Source organism: Belliella marina (assembly GCF_042682445.1).
Lineage (GTDB): Bacteria > Bacteroidota > Bacteroidia > Cytophagales > Cyclobacteriaceae > Belliella > Belliella marina.
Map to the genome: position 1 here is coordinate 351,869 of NZ_JBHUHR010000039.1, position 23,682 is coordinate 375,550.

Sequence of the window (23,682 nt, forward strand, 5' to 3'; positions counted from 1 at the left end):
TTAATGATTAGAAGATCAATAATTGTAAGGTTTTAAGAGCTTGTCCGCCGTGGTGGATTGTAAAGTTGGAGGCAATTCAAGAGAAACTTCTAATTCAAAAAGAGAGAATTAGATCTATTTCAGGGGGATTCATTGAATTGGAATGGTGCTTTGGTCCATCCTATTAGAACAGAATAAAAAGAGAGCCTGACCGATTGGTCAGGCTCTTTTTTACAAAACTAAAAATGACTATCCGCTTTCTTGCCAGTAGCGTTTAAAACATTCCCAACAACTGTTATCTCCAATTTGTTGACCGTAGGCTGTTGACACTCGTGCGCTCCACCACGGCGGACAGGCGTGGCGGAGTTGACGATTGTCAGCAACATTATACCTTGCTTATTTCGTTACTGGCAAAATAGCGGATAATTATATAACTAAATATCATTCGACTTCCTTCAACAACTCCTCGACCGCTTTTTCCAATTGCTGGTCAATCCCTTTGTCAATCTTACCAGGCATGTTTTTCACCTGAAACTGAGGTTTGGTTTCATTGTTTTCCATCCACTCACCAGCTTTGTTCTTAGCTGAAACAGGAACTATCCCCCAACGAGTCCCGTCAGGAAGTGCTTCCCAACCAGCAAATGAACAGGTTCCGGGAGTAGGCATTCCTACTGTTTTTCCTATCTTCAAATCTGTGTATCCGCAGGCAAAGCAATGACCATCCGAATAGTTTGCCTCATTGAACATTGCCAAGGTAGGTTTGGTCCATCTGAATGTGGGCTCATAACCCAAGTCCCTATCCTCTGTCGCATAGGTAATGAATTTGTCTCCAGTAAAAAACATGGCCAAATCCGCCACCAAATCTCCCCCACCATTGAAACGGGTATCTACCACCACTCCTTCTTTGTCATGATACTTGCCCATCATTTCTTCATAGGTAGTTCTATACGGTCCGTCTGACATTCCCGGTATATGGACATAACCCAGCTTGCCATTTGATAATTTCTCAACCTCCTCCTGATTTTTCTTCACCCACCTGGTATATAAGAGTCGTGATTCCTCTCCCATAGAGATTGGCTTGACAGTAATTTGTTGTCTCGAATTATCCGAAGGGTTCACAATCTCCAAAAGCGTAAATTTATCTGCCTTTCTATTGAAATATTGCGCTACATCTTTATCTATCGCGATGGTTTCACCGTCAATTTTCTCGATAATCATTCCCGCTTTCACATTCAGGTTGGACTTATCCAAAGGAGAGCCTTTGATGATTTCGGCAATTTTTATTCCTTCACCCTCATGCGAATAGTCCATAAATATGCCCAGTGAAGCAGTCGCATCCGCCTGAGGAACGCTTCTGCTATACCTGGCTCCAGCGTGTGACACATTCAACTCACCCACCAATTCAGAAACCATCTCGGCAAACTCATACCCATTTCCAATATGGGGAAGGTATTTTTCGTATGATACCACCAATGTATCCCAATCTACACCGTGCATATCAGGTGTGTAGAATGCTCCTTTTGTACGGATTTTGATGTGTTCAAATGAATACGCCCTTTCAGCCTCGGTATCCATGTTCATCTCACCGGCAATTTTGATCGCTTCTTTTTTGGTACCATTGCTTGTGATTTTGGAAATACTGCCACCGCTCAGCAAATAGAGATTTTTCATTTCCTTATCCCATTCAAGGCTTCCACTGGCTCCATCCAATTTCAGCTCCATTTTGGTTTCCTTGGTTCTGAGATCGGTGCTCCATAGATTCATCCCTTTTTCAAATCTTGCCAAGTAATAAAGTTTTTCGCTATCCTTATCCAATACCGCATCTCCCAGTGACGAGGAATGAATCGTCAATTTTGCCTTTCTTTCTCGGATATCTTCCCAGTCGATTTTGATATCCTCTACTTTTTTGTCGTCCTTCTTGTCTTCTTTCTTTTCGTCCTTTTTATCAGATTCCCCCTTATTGGATTTCTCTATCTCTTTCATCAGGTCAAAGTCGTCCTTGCTCAAATTGAATTTTTCGAAAGCTTCTTTCGTAAAAAACATGGTATAAACATCATGCTGTGAGCCACCACTTGTTGCAAAGCTTTTCAGACCATCCCTGTTAGAAAACCAAAGCATTTGTTTTCCTCCATTGACAAATTTTGGATTTCTATCTCCATAGCCACTTTGTGTAAGATTTTCCATTTGTTTTTTACCAGTAGCATCCAACAATACAATTTCACCATTTGCCATGGTTGGGCTGTATTCAGCCAAAAGCCACTTGCTGTCAGGACTCCATGTAAAATACTGGTCTCCATCCCTCATGTGCATCAGCTTGTCCTCTCCCATCAAAGTCACAGTCTCCTTACTTGCCAAATCCATTACCCTCAGTTTTTTTCTGGCTTCTATGTAAGCCAATTTTTTCCCGTCGGGAGAGATCAGTGGTTGATAATTGTCAAACTCGTTGTTTATCAACACCTCTTCTGTAAGCAATGTACTTGCAAAGAAAAATGGTTCCTCTTTTTCCCTTGGTCTTTTCACACGGAAGATCGACCATTTTCCCTCTCTCTCACTGGCGTACACAATCGATTTTCCATCTGGGGAGAATTGGACAAAGCGCTCCTGTTCCGGTGTTTTGGTGACCCTTTTGGTCAATGATCCATCTACGGAAGTCACAAAGACCTCACCTCTGGCAATAAACGCTATCTCCTTGCCATCAGGAGAAATAGACATTTCCCTGACACCACCGTTGATGGCAATGAAACTATCAGTATTGGAGATCGCCTGGGTTTTTATTTCTACATTCACTTTCTGTGGTGTACCGCCTTCCTTCAAAAGATACAGCTCTCCATCATAGGAAAAGCACATCTGACCATTTGCAGCAATTGATAAAAACCTAATCGGAAAATCTTCCAAACTTGTCAATGCAGACTTTTGGGAAGGGTTTTCCAAATTCATCTTGAACACATTATAAGTCCCTTTTTCTTCGGAAAGGTAATAGATATCTTTCTCTCCCGGACCAAATACTGGGTTTCTATCCTCGCCACCAAAAGTCGTCAACATCTTGTGGGTATTGCTTTCTACATCAAAAACCCAAATATCTCTAGTGATAGCAGATTGATGTTTTTTCCTCCATTCATTCTCCCCTCCTTTTTTGTCATGGTAGATCATTTTCTTGCCATCGGCACTAACTTGTACGTATTCCGCCGGGATGGTCCAGATTTGATCTACTCTCCCACCTTTGACAGGAACTTTATATAGCTCAGGTTGTGACCCCGTTGGGTATTGTCGGTGCTCTGCAAGATCTTGTCTCACCCCTCCGAAAATCACAGATTCTCCATCGGAAGAGAAACTGTAGGGTATTTCATCGTTTGAATGGTATGTCAACCTGCTTGCCGCTCCACCATCCGCATCCATAATAAATACATCAAAATTCCCATATCTATCAGATGCAAAAGCGATTTTTTGGCTATCCTTGCTCCAAACAGGCATAAAATCATGTGCTTCATGAAAAGTCAATTGGCTTGCTTTTCCACCACTGACAGGAATGGTGAACAAATCCCCTTTGTAGGTAAAGGCTATTTTGCTGCCATCAGGTGAAATAGATGGGTAGCGAAGCCATTTTGGAGCTTCTTGGGCCATTGATAACCCAAATACTCCTGTAAGTAAAATACTTAAGTAAATTTTTCTCAACTTCATATTTAATATTTTGGATGTTGAAGCTAAAATAAGCAAAAAGTGGTTCACAAAAACATCTTTTATACCAAAGGAAACCTTTTGATTCAGCCACCTGATTCAAGTTTTCTGTTTAAAAATCAGACTTCACCTCAAAATGCAAACGCTCCTTTGATTTTGGATGGGTGAAAGCCAAATATTCTGCATGAAGGTGAAGCCTACTGCTCCTTTTTCCATACAAATCATCGCCCAAAATCGGTGCGTTCAATCCGCTTGGATGCGCCGCATGCATTCTGAGTTGATGGGTCCTTCCGGTTATCGGATAAAACTGAATTCGGGTCAATCCCTCGGATGTGCCCAAAACCTTATACCTCGTTTGGGAGGGTTTTCCATATTTGTAGCATACCAACTGATGTGGCCTGTTATCCAAATCAACCCTGATCGGTAAGTCGATCATACCTTCCTTTTCCTTCACCTCTCCATCCAATAAGGCTACGTATCTCTTTTCAACAGTTCTTTTGACAAATTGGGACTGGAGTTCTTGATGTGTAAATTTATCCTTGGCAATTAGAATAATTCCTGAAGTACTCTGATCGAGCCTATGAACCAAAATTGCATTTGAATGTAGGTCAACAATTCTTTTTTGAACAGAATCACTTACATTTTTTCCCGGAACAGATAAGAATTCAGAGGGTTTGTTCACCACCATCAAAACATCATCTTCAAAAATCACTTCAAGTTCTTTTCCTTCGGCAGGGTTATTCAACAATGGGTTTTCCTCTACATCAAGCCCCTGCAACATATGTCCCAATATGGGTTCACACTTGCTTCGACAGGCTGGATAATATTCTCCATGTCGTCTTATTTCTGATTTTGGAGATTGCCCCCACCAAAATTCTGCCATCGCGATGGGCTTCAATCCATTCAAATATGCATAATGCAATAACTTCGGGGCAGCACATTCCCCAGATCCGGCAGGAATGGGAATTTGCAACTCAAGTGTAAATATCTCCCGCAAACTCTTCCATTCCCGATTGGCGTTGAGAAATTTATAATTGTCAAAAAGTTGCTGTTGCAGCGTATTGGATCTTTCTTTCCTTTCCAATTTGAGCTGATCAAGGCGGATTTCGTAGATCTCCAGGTTGGATTTCAGCGACTGTAGTTTACCTTCCCATTCTTTTACAAACTGGTTGTAGAAATATTTATTTCTGAGGCTTTCATCTACTTGTTCTGCGAGGAGTTTGTCATACTCTGCTGCACTCAAAATAGCAGACAGTTCCTTTTTCTTTTGCTTCCTCTGTCTTCTTGCTTCATTGACGGCTTCTTTCCTCTCCTCTATCTCCAGCTGAGCTTGCTTGCTCATTTCCATCCATTGATTTCTCAGTGTAATATATCTCTGATCCGATTCTATGTCCTCGATCTCCCGGTTGATTTTATTGATGACCTTTTCGCCAGTTTTGAAAAAACCGTCTTCTGTGAGCATGTCGAAAACCGGTGGGACAAAAAAACGATGGTCATTGCTGTCTGCAAGCTTTCCCGAAAAGCCTGCCAAAAACCCCAATTCCAAATCAGCATTTTGGACTACCAATACACCAAACATCTTTCCGATTGCCAAACCTTTTTCCCCTGGATCCAAGCCGAAATTATGTACCCAATCAGATTGGTCCGCTATATATTCTCTCAACTGCATGGCAGCCTGAATAGCCAAAGGATGGGGTTGATAGTAAAATGGAAAAGTAAATTCTTCGGGAATTTCCAGTCCTTCAATTGATTGTTGAAATGGAATAAATCGGTCTACCACTACGATGATTGCTACAAATTGAGGTCAAAAGTAAAAAGATTATTTGATAATTTTCTCAAGAACCCAATTTGCCCTGGCAGCTGTTTCCCCTGTACTGATGGCTTTTTCTTTTCCCAAAATGCTATTGACTACATTTTCGATCAAATTGTATTGAATATGTTTTGGCATCTCAAATTCGAAATGTTGCATGCCCACTTGATCTGTAAACAATTCGAATTCCCCTTTTCCAAAAGTCTCAAACTTGATATGCCCCTTACTCCCATAAATGATGGTTTGGTCAATCTTTGAACATTCGGCAGTAGTAAAGCACCAATTCCCTGAGCCTATGACACCTGATTCAAACTTGAAAACACCAGAAACCAAGTCCTCTGCTTCATACATGTCCGCTTGATTTGTCGAAAATCCACTGGCATCTATAATAGGCCCCAATAAAAAATCCATCAAGTCCATTTGATGTGATGCCAAATCATAAAAGTAACCACCTCCCGCTATCTCTGGATTGACCCTCCAATTCTCCTCGGTATTTGCTATGATATGAGAGTCAAGTTCCTGCTTGATGTCTATATGGACTGTCCTTATAGCTCCTATGACACCACCTTGGATCAACTCTTTGATCTTCACAAAATGGGGAAGCGCTCTCCGATAGTATGCCACATAAAGAGATGTCTCAGTCTCTCTGCAAGCAGTTATCATTTCCAAGCATTCTTGGTAAGACCTTGCCATAGGTTTCTCTACATAAACTGGTTTTCCCGTTTTTGCTACCAACCTAGCCAATGTCCCATGTGCGTTTGGAGGGGTTGCAATGTAGATCGCATTGACTTCGGGATCATTGATAAGGCTGTTGGCATCTGTGTACCACTTGGATACCTGATGCCTTGCTGCATAATCTTTTACTTTGGCTTCGTCTCTCCTCATCACAGCTACCAATTTGCTGTTGGGAACCAATTTCATAGCCGGTGCCGATTTGACTTCGCATACATTCCCAACCCCAATTATCCCCCAGCAAACTTCTTTTAGCTTTGATTTGTCCATAGCGATAAAATTACGGTTTACATATCAAAACACCGCTGGTTCTTTCCAATTTCAATGAAATATTTGAACCTAATACATTAAACTGAGTATATTTAGATACAACAATTTTAAAATCATGTTACATTCTGAAGAACTTCAAAAAAACCCAAAACTTTATATTTTTCTACCGCTGTATTACACACTTTGGATGGACAGTGTTTTGACGCCTACTGAGATTTCCGAAATGCAAAAACTGATCGACAGACAACTGTGGCTTTCAAAACCAGAAAAAATGTGGCTGTTGGATAAGTTAGACCCTAGCAAAGGACCTGACCCGAAAGAACTGAAAAGTTGGAAGAAAAAAATCAAATCAATAGAACTCAATCACCTACACGGATTATCACATATTGGGGCAGCGTTGGTAAAACAACAGGATGAAGACATCATCATAGAGGAGTCAATTCATCGTGATTTGCAAGAGGCGGAGGAAGCTCTTGGCCTCTTAAGCAGGGAAGCCGGTTACACTTTTAAGTCAGGGCATCAGACTATTACCACCGAGCACAATGAAGACCGGAGCTTCAATACCCAAAAAATGACCGAAGTACTGGATGGAGACCAAGCAAACCTGATCAAAAAAGTAAAAGCTGTAATCTCAGACCCAACATTTGCCTACAGGGAATTTGACAATTTGCCTGATCAACGGGAACAGGTACTTCAATGGTGTCAAGACTTAGCCAAACAAGGATTCGGCGCATGGGCATTTCCTGAATATGCCAAAGGAAAAAATGACATGAAGGGATATTTTACCATCATGGAAACATTGAGTTACCATGATTTGAGCCTGGTTATCAAATTTGGCGTTCAGTTCGGTCTTTGGGGAATGAGTGTCTATTTTTTGGGGAGCGAAAAACATCATCAAAAATACCTCAAAGACATCGGAAGCCTCAAACTCCCCGGTTGCTTTGCCATGACCGAAACAGGCCATGGATCCAACGTGAGGGGCTTGGAGACTACAGCTACCTATGACCATACACAAAAAACCTTTACTATCCACACCCCAAATCCAGATGCAAGAAAAGAATATATAGGGAACGCAGCAGTACATGGACAAAAGGCAACAGTTTTTGCCAAGCTGATAATAGATGGAGAAGATTATGGCGTCAATGCTTTTGTAGTTCCACTAAGGTCAGAAGATGGGAAATTGGTAGAAGGTGTCCGCATTGAGGACTGTGGAAGAAAAATGGGATTGAATGGAGTAGACAATGGTGTCATCTATTTTGACAATGTCATCATCCCCAAGGAAGACATGTTGGATAAATTCGCTGCTGTAAACGGGCAAGGAGAATTTGAGAGTCCCATCAACTCAGACAACAGAAGATTCTTTACCATGCTTGGAACATTGGTGGGCGGAAGAATCGGAATCCCGAGGTCTGCACTCTCTGCAAGCAAGACTGGGCTGACCATTGCTATCAGGCATGCCGAAAAAAGAAAGCAATTTGGTCCAGAAGGTGGTGAGGAAGTTCCAATTCTGAATTACAGACTTCATCAAAGGAGATTGATGCCACCACTGGCCACTTCGTATGCTCTGCATTTTGCATTGCGGTATCTTACCCAGCGGTTTTTGGACAGAAAAGAAGAAGAGGCACAAGAAATAGAAGCTTTGGCAGCTGGATTGAAGGCTTATTCCACTTGGTTTACGACAGCTACATTACAGGAATGCAGGGAAGCCTGTGGTGGAAAAGGCTATCTATCCGAAAACAGGATTGATGACCTCAAAAACGATACTGACGTCTATACTACCTTCGAAGGAGACAATGTGGTCTTGATGCAGTTGGTTGCCAAAAACAGACTGACTGAGTTCAAGCAGGAATTTGGTAACATGAACATGTTTACCATCTTCAATTTCATCACTGCCCAGGCAAAAACCTCAATTGTAGAGAAAAATCCAATTACAGTCCGCAATACAGATTCTGCCCACCTCTTGGATTTTGGATTCCATCTCAATGCCTTTGTATACCGTGAAAAGGCAATCCTCAGCAGTGCGGCCCAACGTCTGAAAAAACACATCGACGAAGGCATGGATTCCTTTGATGCCACCAATGTTGCCCAACACCACCTACAAAATGTAGCGCAGGCATATATCGAAAGGGTTGTGCTGGAGCAATTTCAAAAAGCAGTCGAAGAGACTACAGATGAGGGCTGCAAATCTGCGCTGAAACAACTTTGTCAGCTGTACGCACTTTTCACTTTGGAAAAAAACAGGGGATGGTATCTAGAGCAGGGATATATGGAAGGAGTCAAGACGAAAGCCATCAGAAAAGAAGTCAATCAGCTTTGTTGGGAGGTCAGGAAAAATGCCATGGCACTCACCAATGCATTTGATATCCCGGAAAATTGTATCGCCGCACCCATTGCAATGAAAGATTGAGTTTTGTTGACTACCTATAGCATTCCACCTTATAAATTCATAACTGAAGTAGCTGAAATTCATAATAAATAGTTATAGATTTGAATAAGTTTTAAAACACAAACATTCCATATGCGACAATTTCTATCTAATGTCACCAACTTGAAAGCGCATTTTAAAGTAATTTGCTTCCTTTCATTCTTTATCGTTTTTGTTGGAATCCAACAATCGTCATTAGCACAAGGGCTATATACTGCCCGAGGGTATTGGGAAGAATCTAACAAGGAGACTTATAAAACAATTAAACACAAGCAAAATGTAGGTGATCCGGTTTCTGACGAAGAGATGTCGTATTTATTGGATTTTGAGGATTACCTCAACAATTATTATCAAAAACTATCAGAAGGGGAAAAGGAACTCTTCCATAAAATGAAGCCACAATGGGACAGAGAGATATTCCAACCTATCCGAAAACAAGACCGTGATGATGATTTTGAATGGAGAGGAAGAGACAGGGCAATCAATATCGCTTACGGTATATATTATGGTGCAAGCTTGGTTTCATTATTCGAGATTGACAATGCCGCAGTGGTTGGAATTCCGCTTATCACTGGTGGTTTATGGGCTATGGGGCCTGTCATCAACCCTCAAAAATATGAAGGAATAGACAGGTCAGTCGTCCGAGCTGGAAATACAGGGAAATTTCTTGGGTTGATCTATGGGGGATCATTGGGCTTGGCTGTAGGTGGAAACGGTAGGAATGAAGGAAAAACCGCATTCGTCATGTCTACTTTAGGTAGTATAGCTTTGGGTGAAGTAGCATTTCAAATGCAAAAGAAGAAAAGGTATTCAGAAGGCCACATTGAAATCATGCGCCACCATGGCATATTGGGTTCTTATGTCGGTCTTTCTACAATTGCGGCAGCCGATGGAGATAATGGCAGGGTGTATGGTTTAGCCTCATTGGTGGGAGGTGCGACAGGGCTTGCATTGGGAAACATCACTTCCAAAAGCTACGCTTTTACCAAAGGTGACGGCAGGTACGTAACCAACATGAGTTCCATTGGTGTAGGGATAGGTTTCGCAATCGCCGGACAAATAGCAATCGACAATGATGGCAGTAGTGCACTCTTTTTAATTCCTGCGGGATTGAGTATAGCAGGTACTACAATCGCCCAAAGAGCCACAAGAGGTGTAAATCTTACAAACAAACAGGGAAGTACGATCAATTATGCGTCTGGAGGTGCTGCATTGCTCGGTCTGGGGATTGCTGCTATTGCAGAATCAAGCTCCACTGTGGTATGGATTGGCTTGCCTTCAGGTTTGGCTTTGGTCACACAGGAGATCTTGTTTTCCAAGTATAAAAACGAAAATCTGAATTTTAATCTTTCTGGTAAAAATAATGATGGGTCTGTCAATTACACTTTCAAAATCCATCCTGAAAATTACTTTGTCAACCAACAACTGCAGGCTAAAGCGACGGCATTGAGTTCCTATTCACAACTTTCAGCACCGATTGTAAACTTTAAGCTGAGTTTCTAAAATTTCTAAAAAGACAAACAACCAATACCCAATTGAATAAAACAAAAAGGTGAAAGAAGCTATTTCTTTCACCTTTTTGTTTGTCCAATTTTCCTTATCCAGAATACTTCCCAATGCAATAATTGGGGCTCTAACTTTGATATTGAAAATTAAGACTAGCTCTATTTTATTTAGAGAATTGTCTACTTGGATTATGCAAGTGGAGCTCATCTAGAACCCCAAGTGCATAATCAGGTCTAAGCTAGGTTTAAGGGAAAGCTGGATCCTGAACCAAAGTAGGCTGTCCGTCCTTAAATGATCGCTCTATTGCTTCCAAAGGAACCGGAAAGAATTCATGTACCCCTTTTTGGAATTGGGCTGAAGACAAGTAAGACCTTTTGTTCTTCTCCACACTCAGGTATTGCGTCATCACATTTTCGGCAATGCCCCATCTCTGCAAATCAAAGAACCTATGTCCCTCCATCGCAAACTCCAATCTGGTTTCCATCCTAACGGCCTTTCTGGCAACATCCTGATCAACCCAAGATGAATTGTAGGTATTGATGACATAATTGGCAGCTGGCTCACCTTCGACGATTGTAAAATCGTTTCTATCGGTACCTTGTATAGCACGGGGAACAAAGCCATCCGGATTGGCCGCCCTGGTACGGATCATGTTAACCAACTCACGAGCCCTTTCTAGATTTCCCAATTCCACTTCTACCTCTGCCAACCAGAGAATAACCATTCCCAAGCGCATTATCCTATAATTATTGGCGGACAACCTTGGATTTGGTCCGATGCCAAAGAAGGCGGGTTCGGCGATATGTTTTTTGGGAGAGTATGGCCCTGCATAAGCCTGATCCCTGATAAAATCCCTATTGTGGATTTTATACCCTTTGAACAATATCCCCCTCCTACCCACAGTATGGTCAAGACGTGGATCCAGTGGATTTTGGTATGGTGTGAATGGGGCATTTAAGCCAACTCCTTCATCACTTGTAACATCTTCATTGTTGAAAGTATCCAAAAGAGGCAATCCATTTGCATCCGTTCGGAAGGCATTGACCAGGTTTTGCGATGGTTGGTAGAACCCACAACATCCCCAAGGATCTGTATAGGGATAATTCAGCGTTGTTCCTTCATTTGCCGCTTGTGTAGTTGCCGAAGAGATAGAATATTGGATTTCGAATATTGACTCTTCATTGTTTCTTCTACCTACCAAAAAGTTTTCCTCAAAAGTAGGCACCAGTGAAAACCCACCCAACAAAATGATGTCTTCCAACAATGGTTTGGCCTCATTCAGTTTTCCTATATTGGCGGCACCAGACTGGGGATCCCATCCCTGAAACATTTTTGCTTTTGCCAAAAACGCCATTGCTGCCCATTTGGTTGGTCTTCCAGGTTCTGTCTGTGTTTCAGGCAACACATTCATCGCCGCTTCAAAATCAGCTTCAATATCCGGCCATATTTCCTTGTCATTTGGAACTTTGGAACTATCCAAATCTTCCAATACAAAGACTTCATCATCAATATAAGGTGCTCTTCTCCACATTTTTCTTGCCTCCAAATGGTAGAACCCTCGTAAAAACCTCGCCTCTGCAATAATCTGTGCCCTTCTGGCATCAGTAACCTCTTCTACTTGTTTGAGCGTGTTTATAGCATCGTTGGATCGAGCGATGCCCTTATAGATCGCTCTCCATTTATTCCTAACATGGAGATTTGTAGCTTGATAGTCAAATGTTTCCAAAAATGATTGTTCTGGTTGATCTCCCGCATCAGTTCCTTTGTAGGCATCATCAGAAACCACACCACCAAAAACCCAATTCTCAATAGTCCCATTCCATCCGGATTGATTTTCCAAACCAAAGCCATCAAGCATAGAATACGCCCCCAACAAAATGCCCTCGACACCAGCAGGATTAGTCAATCTGATTGTACTAAACTGTCCCAAGGGTTCAGTCTCCAGGAAATCCTTGCTACAGGAAAATGTAATTGCTCCAATCAATATGCTGGCTACAACTATGTTTCTATATATATTTTTCATTGTTTTCAGTGTTTTAGGTTAGAAAGTCACATTTACACCAAGAATCAAGTTCCTGGAAACTGGCATAAAACCACCGTCAAAGCCCAGTGTATTATTTACATCAGTTTGGATCTCTGGATTAGTCCCCGAATATTTGGTAATCGTGAATAGATTTTGTCCCTGAAAATATACAGAAGCTCTACCCATGCCCATCTTTGCCAACCTATCAGAAGGAAGGTTGTAGGTCAATTGCAGATTTCTCAACCTAAAGAAAGAACCATCTTCTATAAAATAGGTAGAAGGGCGACTGCTGACTTGGTCATTTGAATCCATAATAGGTACTGTTCCACTCGTGTTAGTCGGAGTCCAAGCATCATACAATGCCCTCTTGGATTTATTACCCTGGAAGGTGTTGAAATCTGTCCAATACCTCATGTAATTGAAGATATCGTTCCCTACCGAACCGTTTCCAAACAAAGTCAGATCCCAATTCTTATACCCGATATTGACATTGATCCCGTAAATAAAATCAGGATGTGGGTTACCAATGATTGTTCTATCGGCATCGGTAATAATCCCATCACCATTGACGTCATCTACCTTAAATTTTCCGACAGCATTGTAATTTCCGTATGGGGGATGGGCAGAAACCTCTTCCTCAGTCTGGAAAATCCCCAGGTTTCTATATCCAAAAAATGATGAGATTGGAAAACCTTGCTGTGTCACGGTCACAGCTGGAACCCTAGTAGATGCGCCAAACAAGACATTATCCTCATTGTCCGTCAGTCTGTCTACATTGTTTCTATACATGGAATAGTTGGCAGAGACATCTAACCTGAGATCTCCTCCCATAAATGTTTCCCTGTAACCCAAATTCAAATCAATCCCTTTGTTGGTCATCTGTCCAATATTGACAAATGGCGCAATGGCATCTCCGTGACCATAACTGACTGGAACCTGAAACAACATATCAGTGGTCACCCTATTCCAAAGATCAAGTTCAAAGAAATACCTTCCATCCAAAAATTCTACATCCAAACCAATGTTGTTGGAAGTAGTTGTCTCCCACTTCGCATTCGGATTTCCAAATCGTGCCGCATCAAATCCCAACAGTGGAGTGGATGAAGAGCCATCAATTGGATATCCTGAGTTAAAGATGTTTGTTCGGTAGGTAGTATAGGCATTGTAATCACCAATCAGCTGATTTCCAGTCATTCCCCAACCATAACGAAGTTTCATATCAGAGACAAAAGGAAGTGAAGTTTTCATAAACTCCTCATCTGAAATCCTCCATCCCAAACTAAATGCTGGGAAAGTTGCATTTCTTGACGCTTGGGAAAACCGTGAAGAAGCATCATTCCTTAGTATAAACTGAACTAAATACTTTCCATCGTAATTGTAATTGATCTGGCCAAATTGCGAATAAAGCCTATAATCATTAATGACTCTCCCAAAATTGGTTGCTGTGTTGGGGTCACCCAAATCAAGATATCCGATTACTGGAACGATCTCAAATGCATAGCGCTGTCTTTGTCCACCAAATATCTCCCCATATTCCTTGATCGCCTCAATACCCAACAAGACATCAAAATTGTGCACTTCATTGAATGTCCTAGAATAGTTGACGGTGTTTGACCAAACCCACTGATAGGTATAGTCATGCTCGGATATAGAACTATTGACAAAATTACCTTCTACATATTCAGGTTGTGGTCTTCCTATAAACCTTCCCCTACGGGTATTGCCATCAATACCAAAGCTGGTTTTAACTTCAAGGTTTTCTATGATTTCATAGGAGGCATAGACATTTCCAAATGCCCTCAATGAAAGGTTTCTATTGTCAGCCGCACGGGAAAGTATCGCGACAGGGTTGAAATTATTCCCCAGATTTTCCCCTCTACTACCTGCAAAATTGCCCATGATATCATATACCGGTATCAAAGGGTGTTGTAAGGAAGAACTAAATACTGCATTTTGTTCGGCATTGTTCCCGGCGACACCATTCCCAAATCCACCTCTCCTATTTCCCACAGTCACCGAAAGGTTTTCACCAATCGTCAATTTGTTCTTTAGTGCCTTAAACTCCGTGTTTGCCCGTACCGAATACCTATCATAACCTATGTCCCTGACAATCCCCTCTTGGTTGAAGTAGTTGACTGAAAGTGCATACCTGCCATTCTCGGTCCCACCAGTCGCCGTAACTTGGTAACTCTGAATTGGTGCTGTCTGCGTCACCTCATTCCACCAATTGGTGTCTGCTGCCCTGGTAATTGGATAAATATTGCCTGGCTCAAGAGCATACAGGGATGGATGTACCCCCGGATCCCCTTCCATCCCCCTGCTTGGATAGACATAGTCTGGTATGGTAACCTGGCCATCTGCCCCCCAACTGTACTGACCATGGGTCGGGGTTCTTCCGTGGAGCGAATTCGAGAGGTAAAGATATCTACCCAGTTCTTCGGCGTTCAAAGGATCTGGACTTCTATCTGCCTTTTGGCTACCATAGTATGCATCAAATGAGATGGTTGGCTTCCCTACTTTGCCTCTCTTTGTGGTGATGACTACTACTCCATTGGCCGCCCTGGATCCATAAATTGATGCCGCAGAAGCATCCTTCAATATTTGGATAGATTCTATATCATTTGGATTGAGGTTCCCCTGGTTTTGTGTAGGGACGCCATCGATGACATAAAGAGGGTCGTTGTTGTTGATCGTACCAAAGCCACGGATCCTGACAGTTGCCCCACCACCAGGTGTGGCATCATTGATGATGGTCACACCCGCGGCACGGCCTTGAAGCTGCTGGGCAAATGTGGTCGCAGGCATGGCCAACAAATCCTCCGAACTTACTGATGTCACTGCGCCAGTAATGTCCTTTCTGGATTGGGAGCCATACCCCGTGACGACAACTTCTTCAAGTCCACTGATAGATTGCTCTAGTTTTACATCGATAGTTGTTTTGTTTCCTACAGGAATTTCCTGATTCGAGAAACCAATAAATGAAAAAACCAATATGGAATTCCCATCAACGGCATTGATCTCGTATTCACCATCGATATTGGTTATTGTACCGATTGATGTCCCTTTTACCATTACTGTGGCTCCAGGCAAAGGGTCACCAAAGTCATCTGTTACAATCCCTTTGATCTCTCTTTGCTGAGCCAATAGGGTGGTTCCTGACAAGATCAGGAACAATAAAAACACAATCGTTTTTTTGCAAATGTTTAACATACGCTAGTTGTTTTGGGTTATAAAATAAAGTAAAATCATATTTGGCATATAGCACCAAAATCATATCATAAAATGCTTTTAAACTTAACTTCTCAATTTTTAATGAACCAATAAAGAATATAAACATCAAAAACATACTGTTTAAATTTTTTAGATTTATGTACATCCCTCTAAAAAAACCTTGACTTCTTAAGATATTTATATTTTTCATTGTAAATTATAATTTAAATTAAAAAAAATACAAACTTTTAAAACATAGTTAATTTTAATACATATCAATTAATCAAATATATATTTTTTTTAAATATATACTAAACTATTTTAATTTTTTCAAATATCTAAATGCTAAAACAAAGCAACTGTACCGATGGCTATCAAATAAATCCAAATTAGATGCTATCACAACAAAATCTCCCTGCACCAAAACATCTGATTCTAAAAAACAACAATAGAAATGGCGGCATTGTCAGACACTGAAAAACTATCAATTATGTGGGAAAAAAAGTGTACTGGGGCTTATAACCTGAGTTCGATTGTTATCACAAAGTCAAAATCAATAAAAATATCCAGTTACAAGGCAAATTTTTGAGGGATAGCCTAAGCTATCGCTCAAAAATTTAACGCAGTAAATGGGTGTTTTTATTGACTGAGCCGACTATTCAATTTTAACGGGCAATCTACTTCACTTTTTCAATCCGCAATATCCCAATATTACTTCATAAAAAAGTGCGCACCTTCTTTTCGTAGTTCTCACCATTTAAAACCGTTTTGACAAAGTGAGAATAGTCGAACTCAGGTTAATAGAAAAAACTATCACCCAACCCCAATCAAATTGGAAAATTCAGAATCAATCAAGCTGATTGACAGTTAAATTGCCAATAAACGATACAAAAAAGTTGAATCTTGTGGGCATTATTTTATAGTAGGCTTTATTGTATATGTATATACGCTACTTTGCCACAAGCCAAACAAAGTTTCTCCAACAGCGGATTTTCAGTACTGTTGACTGTCGTCCGTTGACACTCGTGCGCCGTGGCGTAGTAGACGATTATCCGCAACATGATGGTTTCCTTACTTCATTACTGGCAAAGTAGCAGATAATCACATTATTGTAATACAATTCCAAAAATTTCGGAGAACTGCAAGGAAAATCGCTTTTAAAAATTTCGGAACGAGGGATTCCCATTTTAGATTGATCCTTTTGGTCTGTGGGGACACAGACCAAGGTGCGATCAGAGATTTTGTACTAAAAGCGATTTCCCTGGGAGAACTGCTTTGACCAACTTGGTCCACTAAAAAAAATTGAGGACAAATATATAACCCCCACTACATGATTCAAACAACTATTCTACTTCAGTATTTTGGAGCATCATTGATGTGGTGTTTCGAACACAACAGTGCTCACATTTTTTTGAATTGGGATTTATCTTGAGTGCCTTTCGCAATGCTTCATCAGCATTGTTGAATGGTCCCAAATAATCTCTGTCAATCGGATCTGGAATAACTGGACAATCTCTTTCATGAACATAATATGCTCCATCTGGACTGTCAATCGAACTAAGATAAAAGAATTTCATTTGTTATGTTTATTAACCAGACCAAAAATACTAGGTCATTAGCTTAAAAAAAATACCTACTTGTAGGTATTTTTAGAGCCTAAAATAATTTTAATTATATTTATTCTTTGATTTAAAACATTTACAAAAATTAGTTTTCCCCTTTTCTCAGTTCAATAACTGTAATTTCAGGCCAAATACCTACCCTTCCAGAAAAAGCGTGAAAGCCAAAACCTCTGTTCACGTACAAGTACCTTCCTGCTTCTTCCACCAAGCCTGCCCAATTCGGATACCGGTACTGAACAGGGCTCCATTTGAGTATAGGTGTCTCGATACCAAACTGCATCCCATGGGTATGTCCCGAGAGGGTTAGGTGGATCTTATTGGAATTGTTTTTCACTTCCCTATCCCAATGAGAAGGATCATGGGAAAGTAAGATTTTGAAATCTCCTCTATCAGTCCCATCCATTGCTTTTTTCAAATCCCCCTTAGATTGGAACCCTACTCCCCAATTTTCAACCCCAACCAAAGTTATCTCCTGACCATCTTTTTTGATCTTGACGTGTTCGTCCAACAGAAGTCTATATCCCAATCGGTTGTGTTGTTTCTTGAGTTTTTCAAAATTCGCAAGCTTATCCTCTGGATTGTCCCAACTTAAATAATCTCCATAATCATGGTTTCCTATAATAGAAAACTGGCCATATGGAGCCTTGATTTCACTGAAAATATCAAGCATGGGTTCGATTTCTTCTGCATGGTGATTCACCAAATCACCCGTAAAGACAAACAAATCAGACTTTTGGGCTATCGCCAAGTCAACACCTTTTTTGACCGCTTTGTAATCTTTAAAACTTCCAGCGTGTATGTCTGAAATCTGGGTAATCGTAAAACCATCGAAAGCATCCGGCAAATCCTCAAAATAAATAACCTCTTTATGTACTTTGAAGTTGTATTTACCTTTTGTAACCCCATAGACAAAACTGCTAAATGGAATCAGAGAAACGCTTAAAGCAAGTACACTCAGCCATTTTGTACGTGCAGGAAAGATAACCCCATCTCTCCCATTAGCAATGAATGAAAAACCAGCCTGAAGATTTCTTACAATGTCTTCACCGAAAAGAAACACTACACAAACCAACTGCGTAACGACCAGTGTCAAAAAGACATTCAATACCTGCTGATGATCGGAATTGATTTCACCTGCTTTGAAAATACTATAAAAAGTAAAAATGACCCAAAAGGATATCCCTGTGAAAACAATCCAGTAAATAGAAAAAGCAAAGTGCCTTGCTTTAACTGACTCCAGATCTACCAAAAGTGTCTTCAATGATTGGAAAACATACCAATTGAGAAAAGTGGAAAATAAGAATACGGCAATTAGGAAAATTAAACCTCCGATTTGATTCATGTATTTGACTTGATTTACTATGCTTTATACAGGAATCAAATCGGAATGGTTCGGGATTTAAGGATTAATCTTTTGAAACCTTCTTGATCGTTACTTTTGACTCTAATCTTGACTTTGCCAAACCACCATAGGTTCCATAGATTGGCAAGGTATTCAGAGGATGGTGACTACAGGCTATCGGAATGTAAAATTGGTCTGCAAGCAATCCCAAACTGGGATCCAAACCAAGCCATCCAGCTCCCGGTAAAAATACCTCAGTCCAAGCGTGCAACTCATGTCCGACTGACAATTCCGGATTAAATGCATAGCCACTCACAAATCTAGCTGCCATACCAATTTTTCGAAGCATTTGCATCAATAGCCAAGACAAATCCCTACAAGAACCCTCATGCATATTGAACATCTCCTTGACACTCATCAAGCCTTCCTCTTCCCTAATGATATGCTTCCAGTTTTTGTGCACATCGGAAACAAGTTGCGCCAAAAAAGAAATATGGTCTCTGGACACATCTTTCGCTTTGTTTACGTGGCCCAAAAGTTCAGCATGATCGTCATCCAGTTGACAGAATGGTTGTAACGCTTGCACTAGATTTGAAGGATACTCAAAATGATCAAAGGGATAGTTTAAACCATTTTGGAGTATAAATCCATAAGGGTTGTAAGGCGATATCTCAATTTTCAAATTGGAGTGAACAAAAAGTTTATCAGTGAAACCATCAAACCAAATTTGGTAGTAGGGATTCCCATCCGCATTGATTCTTTCATTTCGTCCCAATGGTGGAGGATTTATCTCCAAACCAAAACCCAAAATTTTGATATAACTTCTCTGAAGGGGGATTATCAGTAAATCATGGGGATTGAGAATGACTTTTTGGTCATAAGAATATTTCGATACATGATCTACTTGCAGGATCATACTACAACTGGGGATTCAGATACGTCCTTATCAAAAGCTTTTTGGAGAACATCCGCGGGTAGCTCTTTGATCGCTTCCCTCAGTCTACCATTCCAAAATGCTGAGATGTGTTCGAGTTCTTGTTGGCTGAACCTCTTTTCGATGATATTATAGCTATCATTTTCCAATACGACTGTATCTATCGGAAAATCCACATCGTTGGCAGATATCCTGGTGGCATCAAAAGAGAGAAAGGCACATTTCAGCGCATAGTCCAATGGCTCGTCATAAGTCAATGAGCGCCTCAATACGGGATTGCCACCCCCAGAATTTCCGATGATCACAAACGGTGTCCCTTTTCTGATCTCTATCCAATTTCCTTGTGGATAAAGCAAATACAACTTTGGCGATTTATCTTCTTCCAATTGGCCACCGATAATCGAAAACAGATTGAAGGACAGACCAGCTGCTTCAAGGTGTTCCTTGTCTTCTTTTGCGACACGTTTGATCTGGTCGCCAAATTCATTTACTGCTTTATAGAGCTTGTTGAACTTATCATCCCGCTCTTCTATGATTTCGGAAAAATAGGTGATCGCCTTGTCCCTGACTGAGCGTAAACCCGAAGTCATGATAAAGAAAGAGTGCTTTTTCTTGTTTACAGTGTATACTTTTTTTGAAGTTGTCGTTTCGCTTCCAGAAGTAATCCTGGTATCAGAGAGCCCTACAATTCCATATTTTGTTTTAATACCTAAGCAAAACGTCATTATTGTTCGTTAAATTGAGCTACAAAGTTATGTTTTATTTGGAAGAAGTTTCCGTCTATTTCATTTGAAATTTTATTGATCTTCCTTTGGAGTTCGTCCAGGTATTCATGCAATCCTGAATTGATGACATCGGAAACATCTGCAAATTCCAACTTGGACCTTAATTCGCCCATGGATTTCTCTGCACTATTCCTGTAGCCTGTCCCTCCTTCTCCCGATATTTTTTGGAGACATTTTTCTGCTTCTACCAAACAGTAGAACATAGACCTCGGAAAGTATTTGTTGAGTACCAAAAACTCTACCACATTGGAGGAATCTATAGTTCCATAGATCCTTCTATAGGTATTGAATGCAGTCACGGATTTCAACAGGGCTGTCCAGTGCAGGAAATCCAAAGGAGTCCCAATCATCGTTGGGGATGGCAAAATGATGTGGTATTTGACATCTAGTATCCTGCTTGTTTTGTCAGCCCGTTCCAAATACATTCCCAGCTGTCTGAAATGCCAACCTTCTGTCCTTGCCACTGTACTTTCAGCAAGTCCATATAGCAAAAGAACCTGGTTTTTGACGGATTCAAAAAACTCCCTCAAATCTTCTCCTTTCCATTCCTTTTTGCTGGATTTCTTTTTGACAAAATGATACAGTTCATTGAGTTTTTCCCAGGTTTCTTTGGTGAGATTCTCCCTGATTATCCGGGCATTTTCCCTTGCAAAAGTTATTGATGAAATAATGGAATTGAGATTATCTACATCAAAAGTCAGAAAATGAATGACATTTTTCCGATCAAACTTCATCCCTTTCGATTTGAAATGTTCGTGGTCTCCTGTTGCCAAGACCAATGGTTCCCATTGTTCGTTCATATCCGGTGGCAGGTCCATGGATAGGTTGATATTGACATCTATGAATCGGGCATAATTTTCGGCTCTTTCCAGGTACCTTCCCAACCAATATATTGAATTCGCTACTCTACTTAACATATTTCATTATTTATATAAAACCCATGTATCCTTACTTCCCCCACCTTGGGAACTGTTGACTACCAGTGAACCTTTTTTGAGCGCTACCCTGGTGAGTGCACCGGGGATCACCTCGATCTCTTCACCATACAAAATATATGGTCTAAGATCCACATGTCGACCTTCCAGTCCTTCCTCAGTCAACGTCGGGACTGTGGATAAAGAAAGGGTTGGCTGGGCTATATAATTGGTCGGGTTGCCTTTGATCAATTCCCTGAACTTCTCATGCTCGGCAGCATCAGCTTTTGGTCCGATCAACATCCCGTAACCTCCTGCTGCATTGGTTTCCTTGACAACCAGATTTTCTATGTTTTCTAGCACAAACTTTCTGTCCTCTTCCTCCCTACAGAGATAAGTAGGCACATTTTTCAATATCGGCTCTTCATCCAAATAATATTTGATGATTCTCGGTACATAGGCGTATACTGCCTTGTCATCCGCCACACCAGTACCCGGTGCATTTGCAAATGCTATGTTCCCTGCTTTGTAAGCTTCAAAAATCCCCGGAACACCCAACATGGATTCTGGGTTGAATGCCAATGGATCCATAAACGTATCATCAATCCTTCTGTACAGCACATCGATCTGCTGCAGCCCTTTGGTAGTCTGCATATAGACTTTATTGTTTTTAGTCACCAAATCCACACCGGAAACCAACTCCACTCCCATTTGTAACGCCAAATAGGAATGCTCAAAATAAGCTGAATTATAAATCCCGGGGGTCAATACTCCTACTACAGGCTTTTCTTTGTTGGATAGGTACTGCAGCATTTTCAAAAGCTTCGCAGGATAATCCGATACTGGCATAACTCCCAGGGAATTGAAAAGCTCTGGATAAGCCCTCTTGATAATCTCCCTGCTCTCCAACATGTATGAAACCCCGGAAGGACATCTCAAATTATCCTCCAAAATATAATATTCCCCATTTCTATCCCTGACTAAGTCTGTTCCTGTGATATGACACCAGATGCCTTTGGGGGGCGTCAATCCTATGCAGGGTTTAAGGTAATCCTTGCTGTTCAAAATCAAATCTTCGGGAACAATCCCATCCTTGAGTATTTTCCTGTCATTGTAAATATCCTGAAGAAATAGATTCAAGGCATGGATGCGCTGCTTCAAACCTGATTCCAACAATTGCCATTCTGAATTTGGGATTATCCTCGGTACAATATCCAAGTGTAAAATCTTCTCAGTGCCTTGATTGTCATGGTATACATTAAAAGTCATTCCCATGGCAATCTGTGTCTTGTTTGCAGAAAACTGCAATTGGGACATTTTCTTTGCACTTGTCTTATTGACCAAACTCAAAAATGAATTGTAGTGCGGGCGACACTCGCAGCCTGAATCAAACATCTCATCAAAATTACCATTGACTTGGTAAGTATGTGTTTCCATAAAATTTTGTTTAATAGGTTAAAAATCTGACTTATAATTTAAGTATAATATGTTATTAATGCAAAAATTATGCTTTTCAAATATAGATTTTTTACGGTCATACTTTTTTATCTCAAAGTTCTAAAAACGCAGAATCTTGACTTTTAATAAGTTAACTTATTAAAATTATTTCAATTGGTTAAATTTTAAACTACTATTTATCAAATTATTAAAAAAAATAAATAATCAAGATATATTTTTAACCACTATTTAAAAAAAAATGTCAAAACATTGAATAATTAGTGGTTAAAAACATACAAACACAAAATTTTGACACTAGTTAAGATCAAAGTATAAGAAATTGAAAATCATATTTTTAAACTTAAGACACCGAAACATCCCTCTAAAAAATTTTCCTATTTTCCATCTAAACTATTCCTATAGAACAGTTACCTTTAATGAAAAAAAATGAAAATACCATTAATAATTGTATTTCTAATTTTTCTAAATGGTCAAGAAGGTTATTTCTGTTCTTGCGGAGGCAAGTATGACTCTAAATATTTTAAAGAACAAATTGAAAGAGCAGATTTTGTTTTTGTTGGAAAACCAATAAAAAATGTTGGAGTTCATTCACAAAGAATCAATCAACTAGATGAGGAAGGGATAGGTTACAATGTGTTGTTTAAGGTTGATTCAGTGATAAAAGGGGAGTTAAAATCTCAAGAAGTTATCATTGACCAATGGAATGACGGAAGTTGCGCTAATACATTTAAAATAGGTGAGAAATATATCGTTTTTGGGATTGATTATAAAATGCATTGGGGTTATGAAGAAACAATTGAGGAAGAAATGAAATTAAAAAAGGAGGGATACGAAGAATTTACTCAATTTGATTACTACACATTAAATGAAGACAAGTATAATATTATAAATACCAACTATTGTTCATCATTTGTAAAAAGAAAATCAATACTGAAATACTTAAAATGAAGCATTACACAGGTATTATCAAATTAGATGCAGTGGTTGTCCAGTGAAA

14 protein-coding genes are annotated in these 23,682 nt (G+C 40.2%); 3 read left to right on the forward strand and 11 right to left on the reverse strand.

The genetic code is table 11. The features are described from left to right. Positions 1 to 420: 420 nt before the first annotated feature. The 3 genes from ACFSKL_RS15390 to ACFSKL_RS15400 all read right to left on the reverse strand — a co-directional run bounded on the left by ACFSKL_RS15390 (position 421) and on the right by ACFSKL_RS15400 (position 6,466). Positions 421 to 3,657 carry a S41 family peptidase gene (locus tag ACFSKL_RS15390; protein WP_376887214.1) on the reverse strand — a complete coding sequence of 1,079 codons (3,237 nt, stop codon included), beginning with the start codon at positions 3,655 to 3,657 and terminating at the stop codon, positions 421 to 423. Positions 3,658 to 3,766: 109 nt separating this feature from the next. Beyond that, entirely contained in the window at positions 3,767 to 5,434 is a 1,668-nt protein-coding gene (locus ACFSKL_RS15395; RefSeq protein ID WP_376887215.1) for an RluA family pseudouridine synthase, read from the reverse strand. 39 nt (positions 5,435 to 5,473) lie between these two features. Next, on the reverse strand, positions 5,474 to 6,466 hold the full coding sequence (locus ACFSKL_RS15400) for a Gfo/Idh/MocA family protein (protein WP_376887216.1): 993 nt from the start codon (positions 6,464 to 6,466) through the stop codon (positions 5,474 to 5,476). Positions 6,467 to 6,581: 115 nt separating this feature from the next. Between ACFSKL_RS15400 and ACFSKL_RS15405 the strand changes: the two genes are divergently transcribed. Both ACFSKL_RS15405 and ACFSKL_RS15410 read left to right on the forward strand, forming a co-directional pair. After that, a complete protein-coding gene (locus tag ACFSKL_RS15405; RefSeq protein WP_376887217.1) occupies positions 6,582 to 8,873 on the forward strand; it encodes an acyl-CoA dehydrogenase family protein in 2,292 nt (763 codons plus the stop codon). Between the two features lie 111 nt (positions 8,874 to 8,984). Next, positions 8,985 to 10,394 carry a hypothetical protein gene (locus ACFSKL_RS15410; protein ID WP_376887218.1) on the forward strand — a complete coding sequence of 470 codons (1,410 nt, stop codon included), beginning with the start codon at positions 8,985 to 8,987 and terminating at the stop codon, positions 10,392 to 10,394. Positions 10,395 to 10,641: 247 nt separating this feature from the next. Here ACFSKL_RS15410 and ACFSKL_RS15415 read toward each other — a convergent pair whose 3' ends face one another. The 8 genes from ACFSKL_RS15415 to ACFSKL_RS15450 form a co-directional block, all read right to left on the reverse strand. Then, complete coding sequence (locus ACFSKL_RS15415; RefSeq protein ID WP_376887219.1) at positions 10,642 to 12,420, reverse strand: RagB/SusD family nutrient uptake outer membrane protein; 1,779 nt, start codon at positions 12,418 to 12,420, stop codon at positions 10,642 to 10,644. An 18-nt stretch (positions 12,421 to 12,438) separates the two neighbouring features. Then, positions 12,439 to 15,630, reverse strand: a complete 3,192-nt coding sequence (locus ACFSKL_RS15420; RefSeq protein WP_376887220.1) for a SusC/RagA family TonB-linked outer membrane protein — start codon at positions 15,628 to 15,630, stop codon at positions 12,439 to 12,441. 1,343 nt (positions 15,631 to 16,973) lie between these two features. Next, the gene (locus ACFSKL_RS15425) at positions 16,974 to 17,207 is read right to left on the reverse strand and encodes a hypothetical protein (protein ID WP_376887221.1); all 234 of its coding nucleotides are present in this window, start codon (positions 17,205 to 17,207) and stop codon (positions 16,974 to 16,976) included. 130 nt (positions 17,208 to 17,337) lie between these two features. Next, positions 17,338 to 18,594: a metallophosphoesterase gene (locus ACFSKL_RS15430; RefSeq protein WP_376887222.1), complete on the reverse strand. Its 1,257-nt coding sequence runs from the start codon at positions 18,592 to 18,594 to the stop codon at positions 17,338 to 17,340. Between the two features lie 64 nt (positions 18,595 to 18,658). Then, the gene (locus ACFSKL_RS15435) at positions 18,659 to 19,510 is read right to left on the reverse strand and encodes a transglutaminase family protein (protein ID WP_376887223.1); all 852 of its coding nucleotides are present in this window, start codon (positions 19,508 to 19,510) and stop codon (positions 18,659 to 18,661) included. Then, positions 19,507 to 20,253 (reverse strand): proteasome-type protease, encoded by a 747-nt coding sequence (locus ACFSKL_RS15440; protein ID WP_376887224.1) that lies wholly within the window; start codon positions 20,251 to 20,253, stop codon positions 19,507 to 19,509. The genes ACFSKL_RS15435 and ACFSKL_RS15440 overlap by 4 nt, the downstream gene beginning before the upstream one ends. Continuing rightward, positions 20,253 to 21,230 (reverse strand): alpha-E domain-containing protein, encoded by a 978-nt coding sequence (locus ACFSKL_RS15445; RefSeq protein ID WP_376887225.1) that lies wholly within the window; start codon positions 21,228 to 21,230, stop codon positions 20,253 to 20,255. Before ACFSKL_RS15445 ends, ACFSKL_RS15440 begins: the two co-directional genes overlap by 1 nt. 6 nt (positions 21,231 to 21,236) lie before the next feature. Next, positions 21,237 to 22,664: a circularly permuted type 2 ATP-grasp protein gene (locus tag ACFSKL_RS15450; protein ID WP_376887226.1), complete on the reverse strand. Its 1,428-nt coding sequence runs from the start codon at positions 22,662 to 22,664 to the stop codon at positions 21,237 to 21,239. Positions 22,665 to 23,111: 447 nt separating this feature from the next. Here ACFSKL_RS15450 and ACFSKL_RS15455 point away from each other — a divergent pair, with 447 nt between their 5' ends. Continuing rightward, entirely contained in the window at positions 23,112 to 23,633 is a 522-nt protein-coding gene (locus ACFSKL_RS15455) for a hypothetical protein (RefSeq protein WP_376887227.1), read from the forward strand. Positions 23,634 to 23,682: the final 49 nt, after the last annotated feature.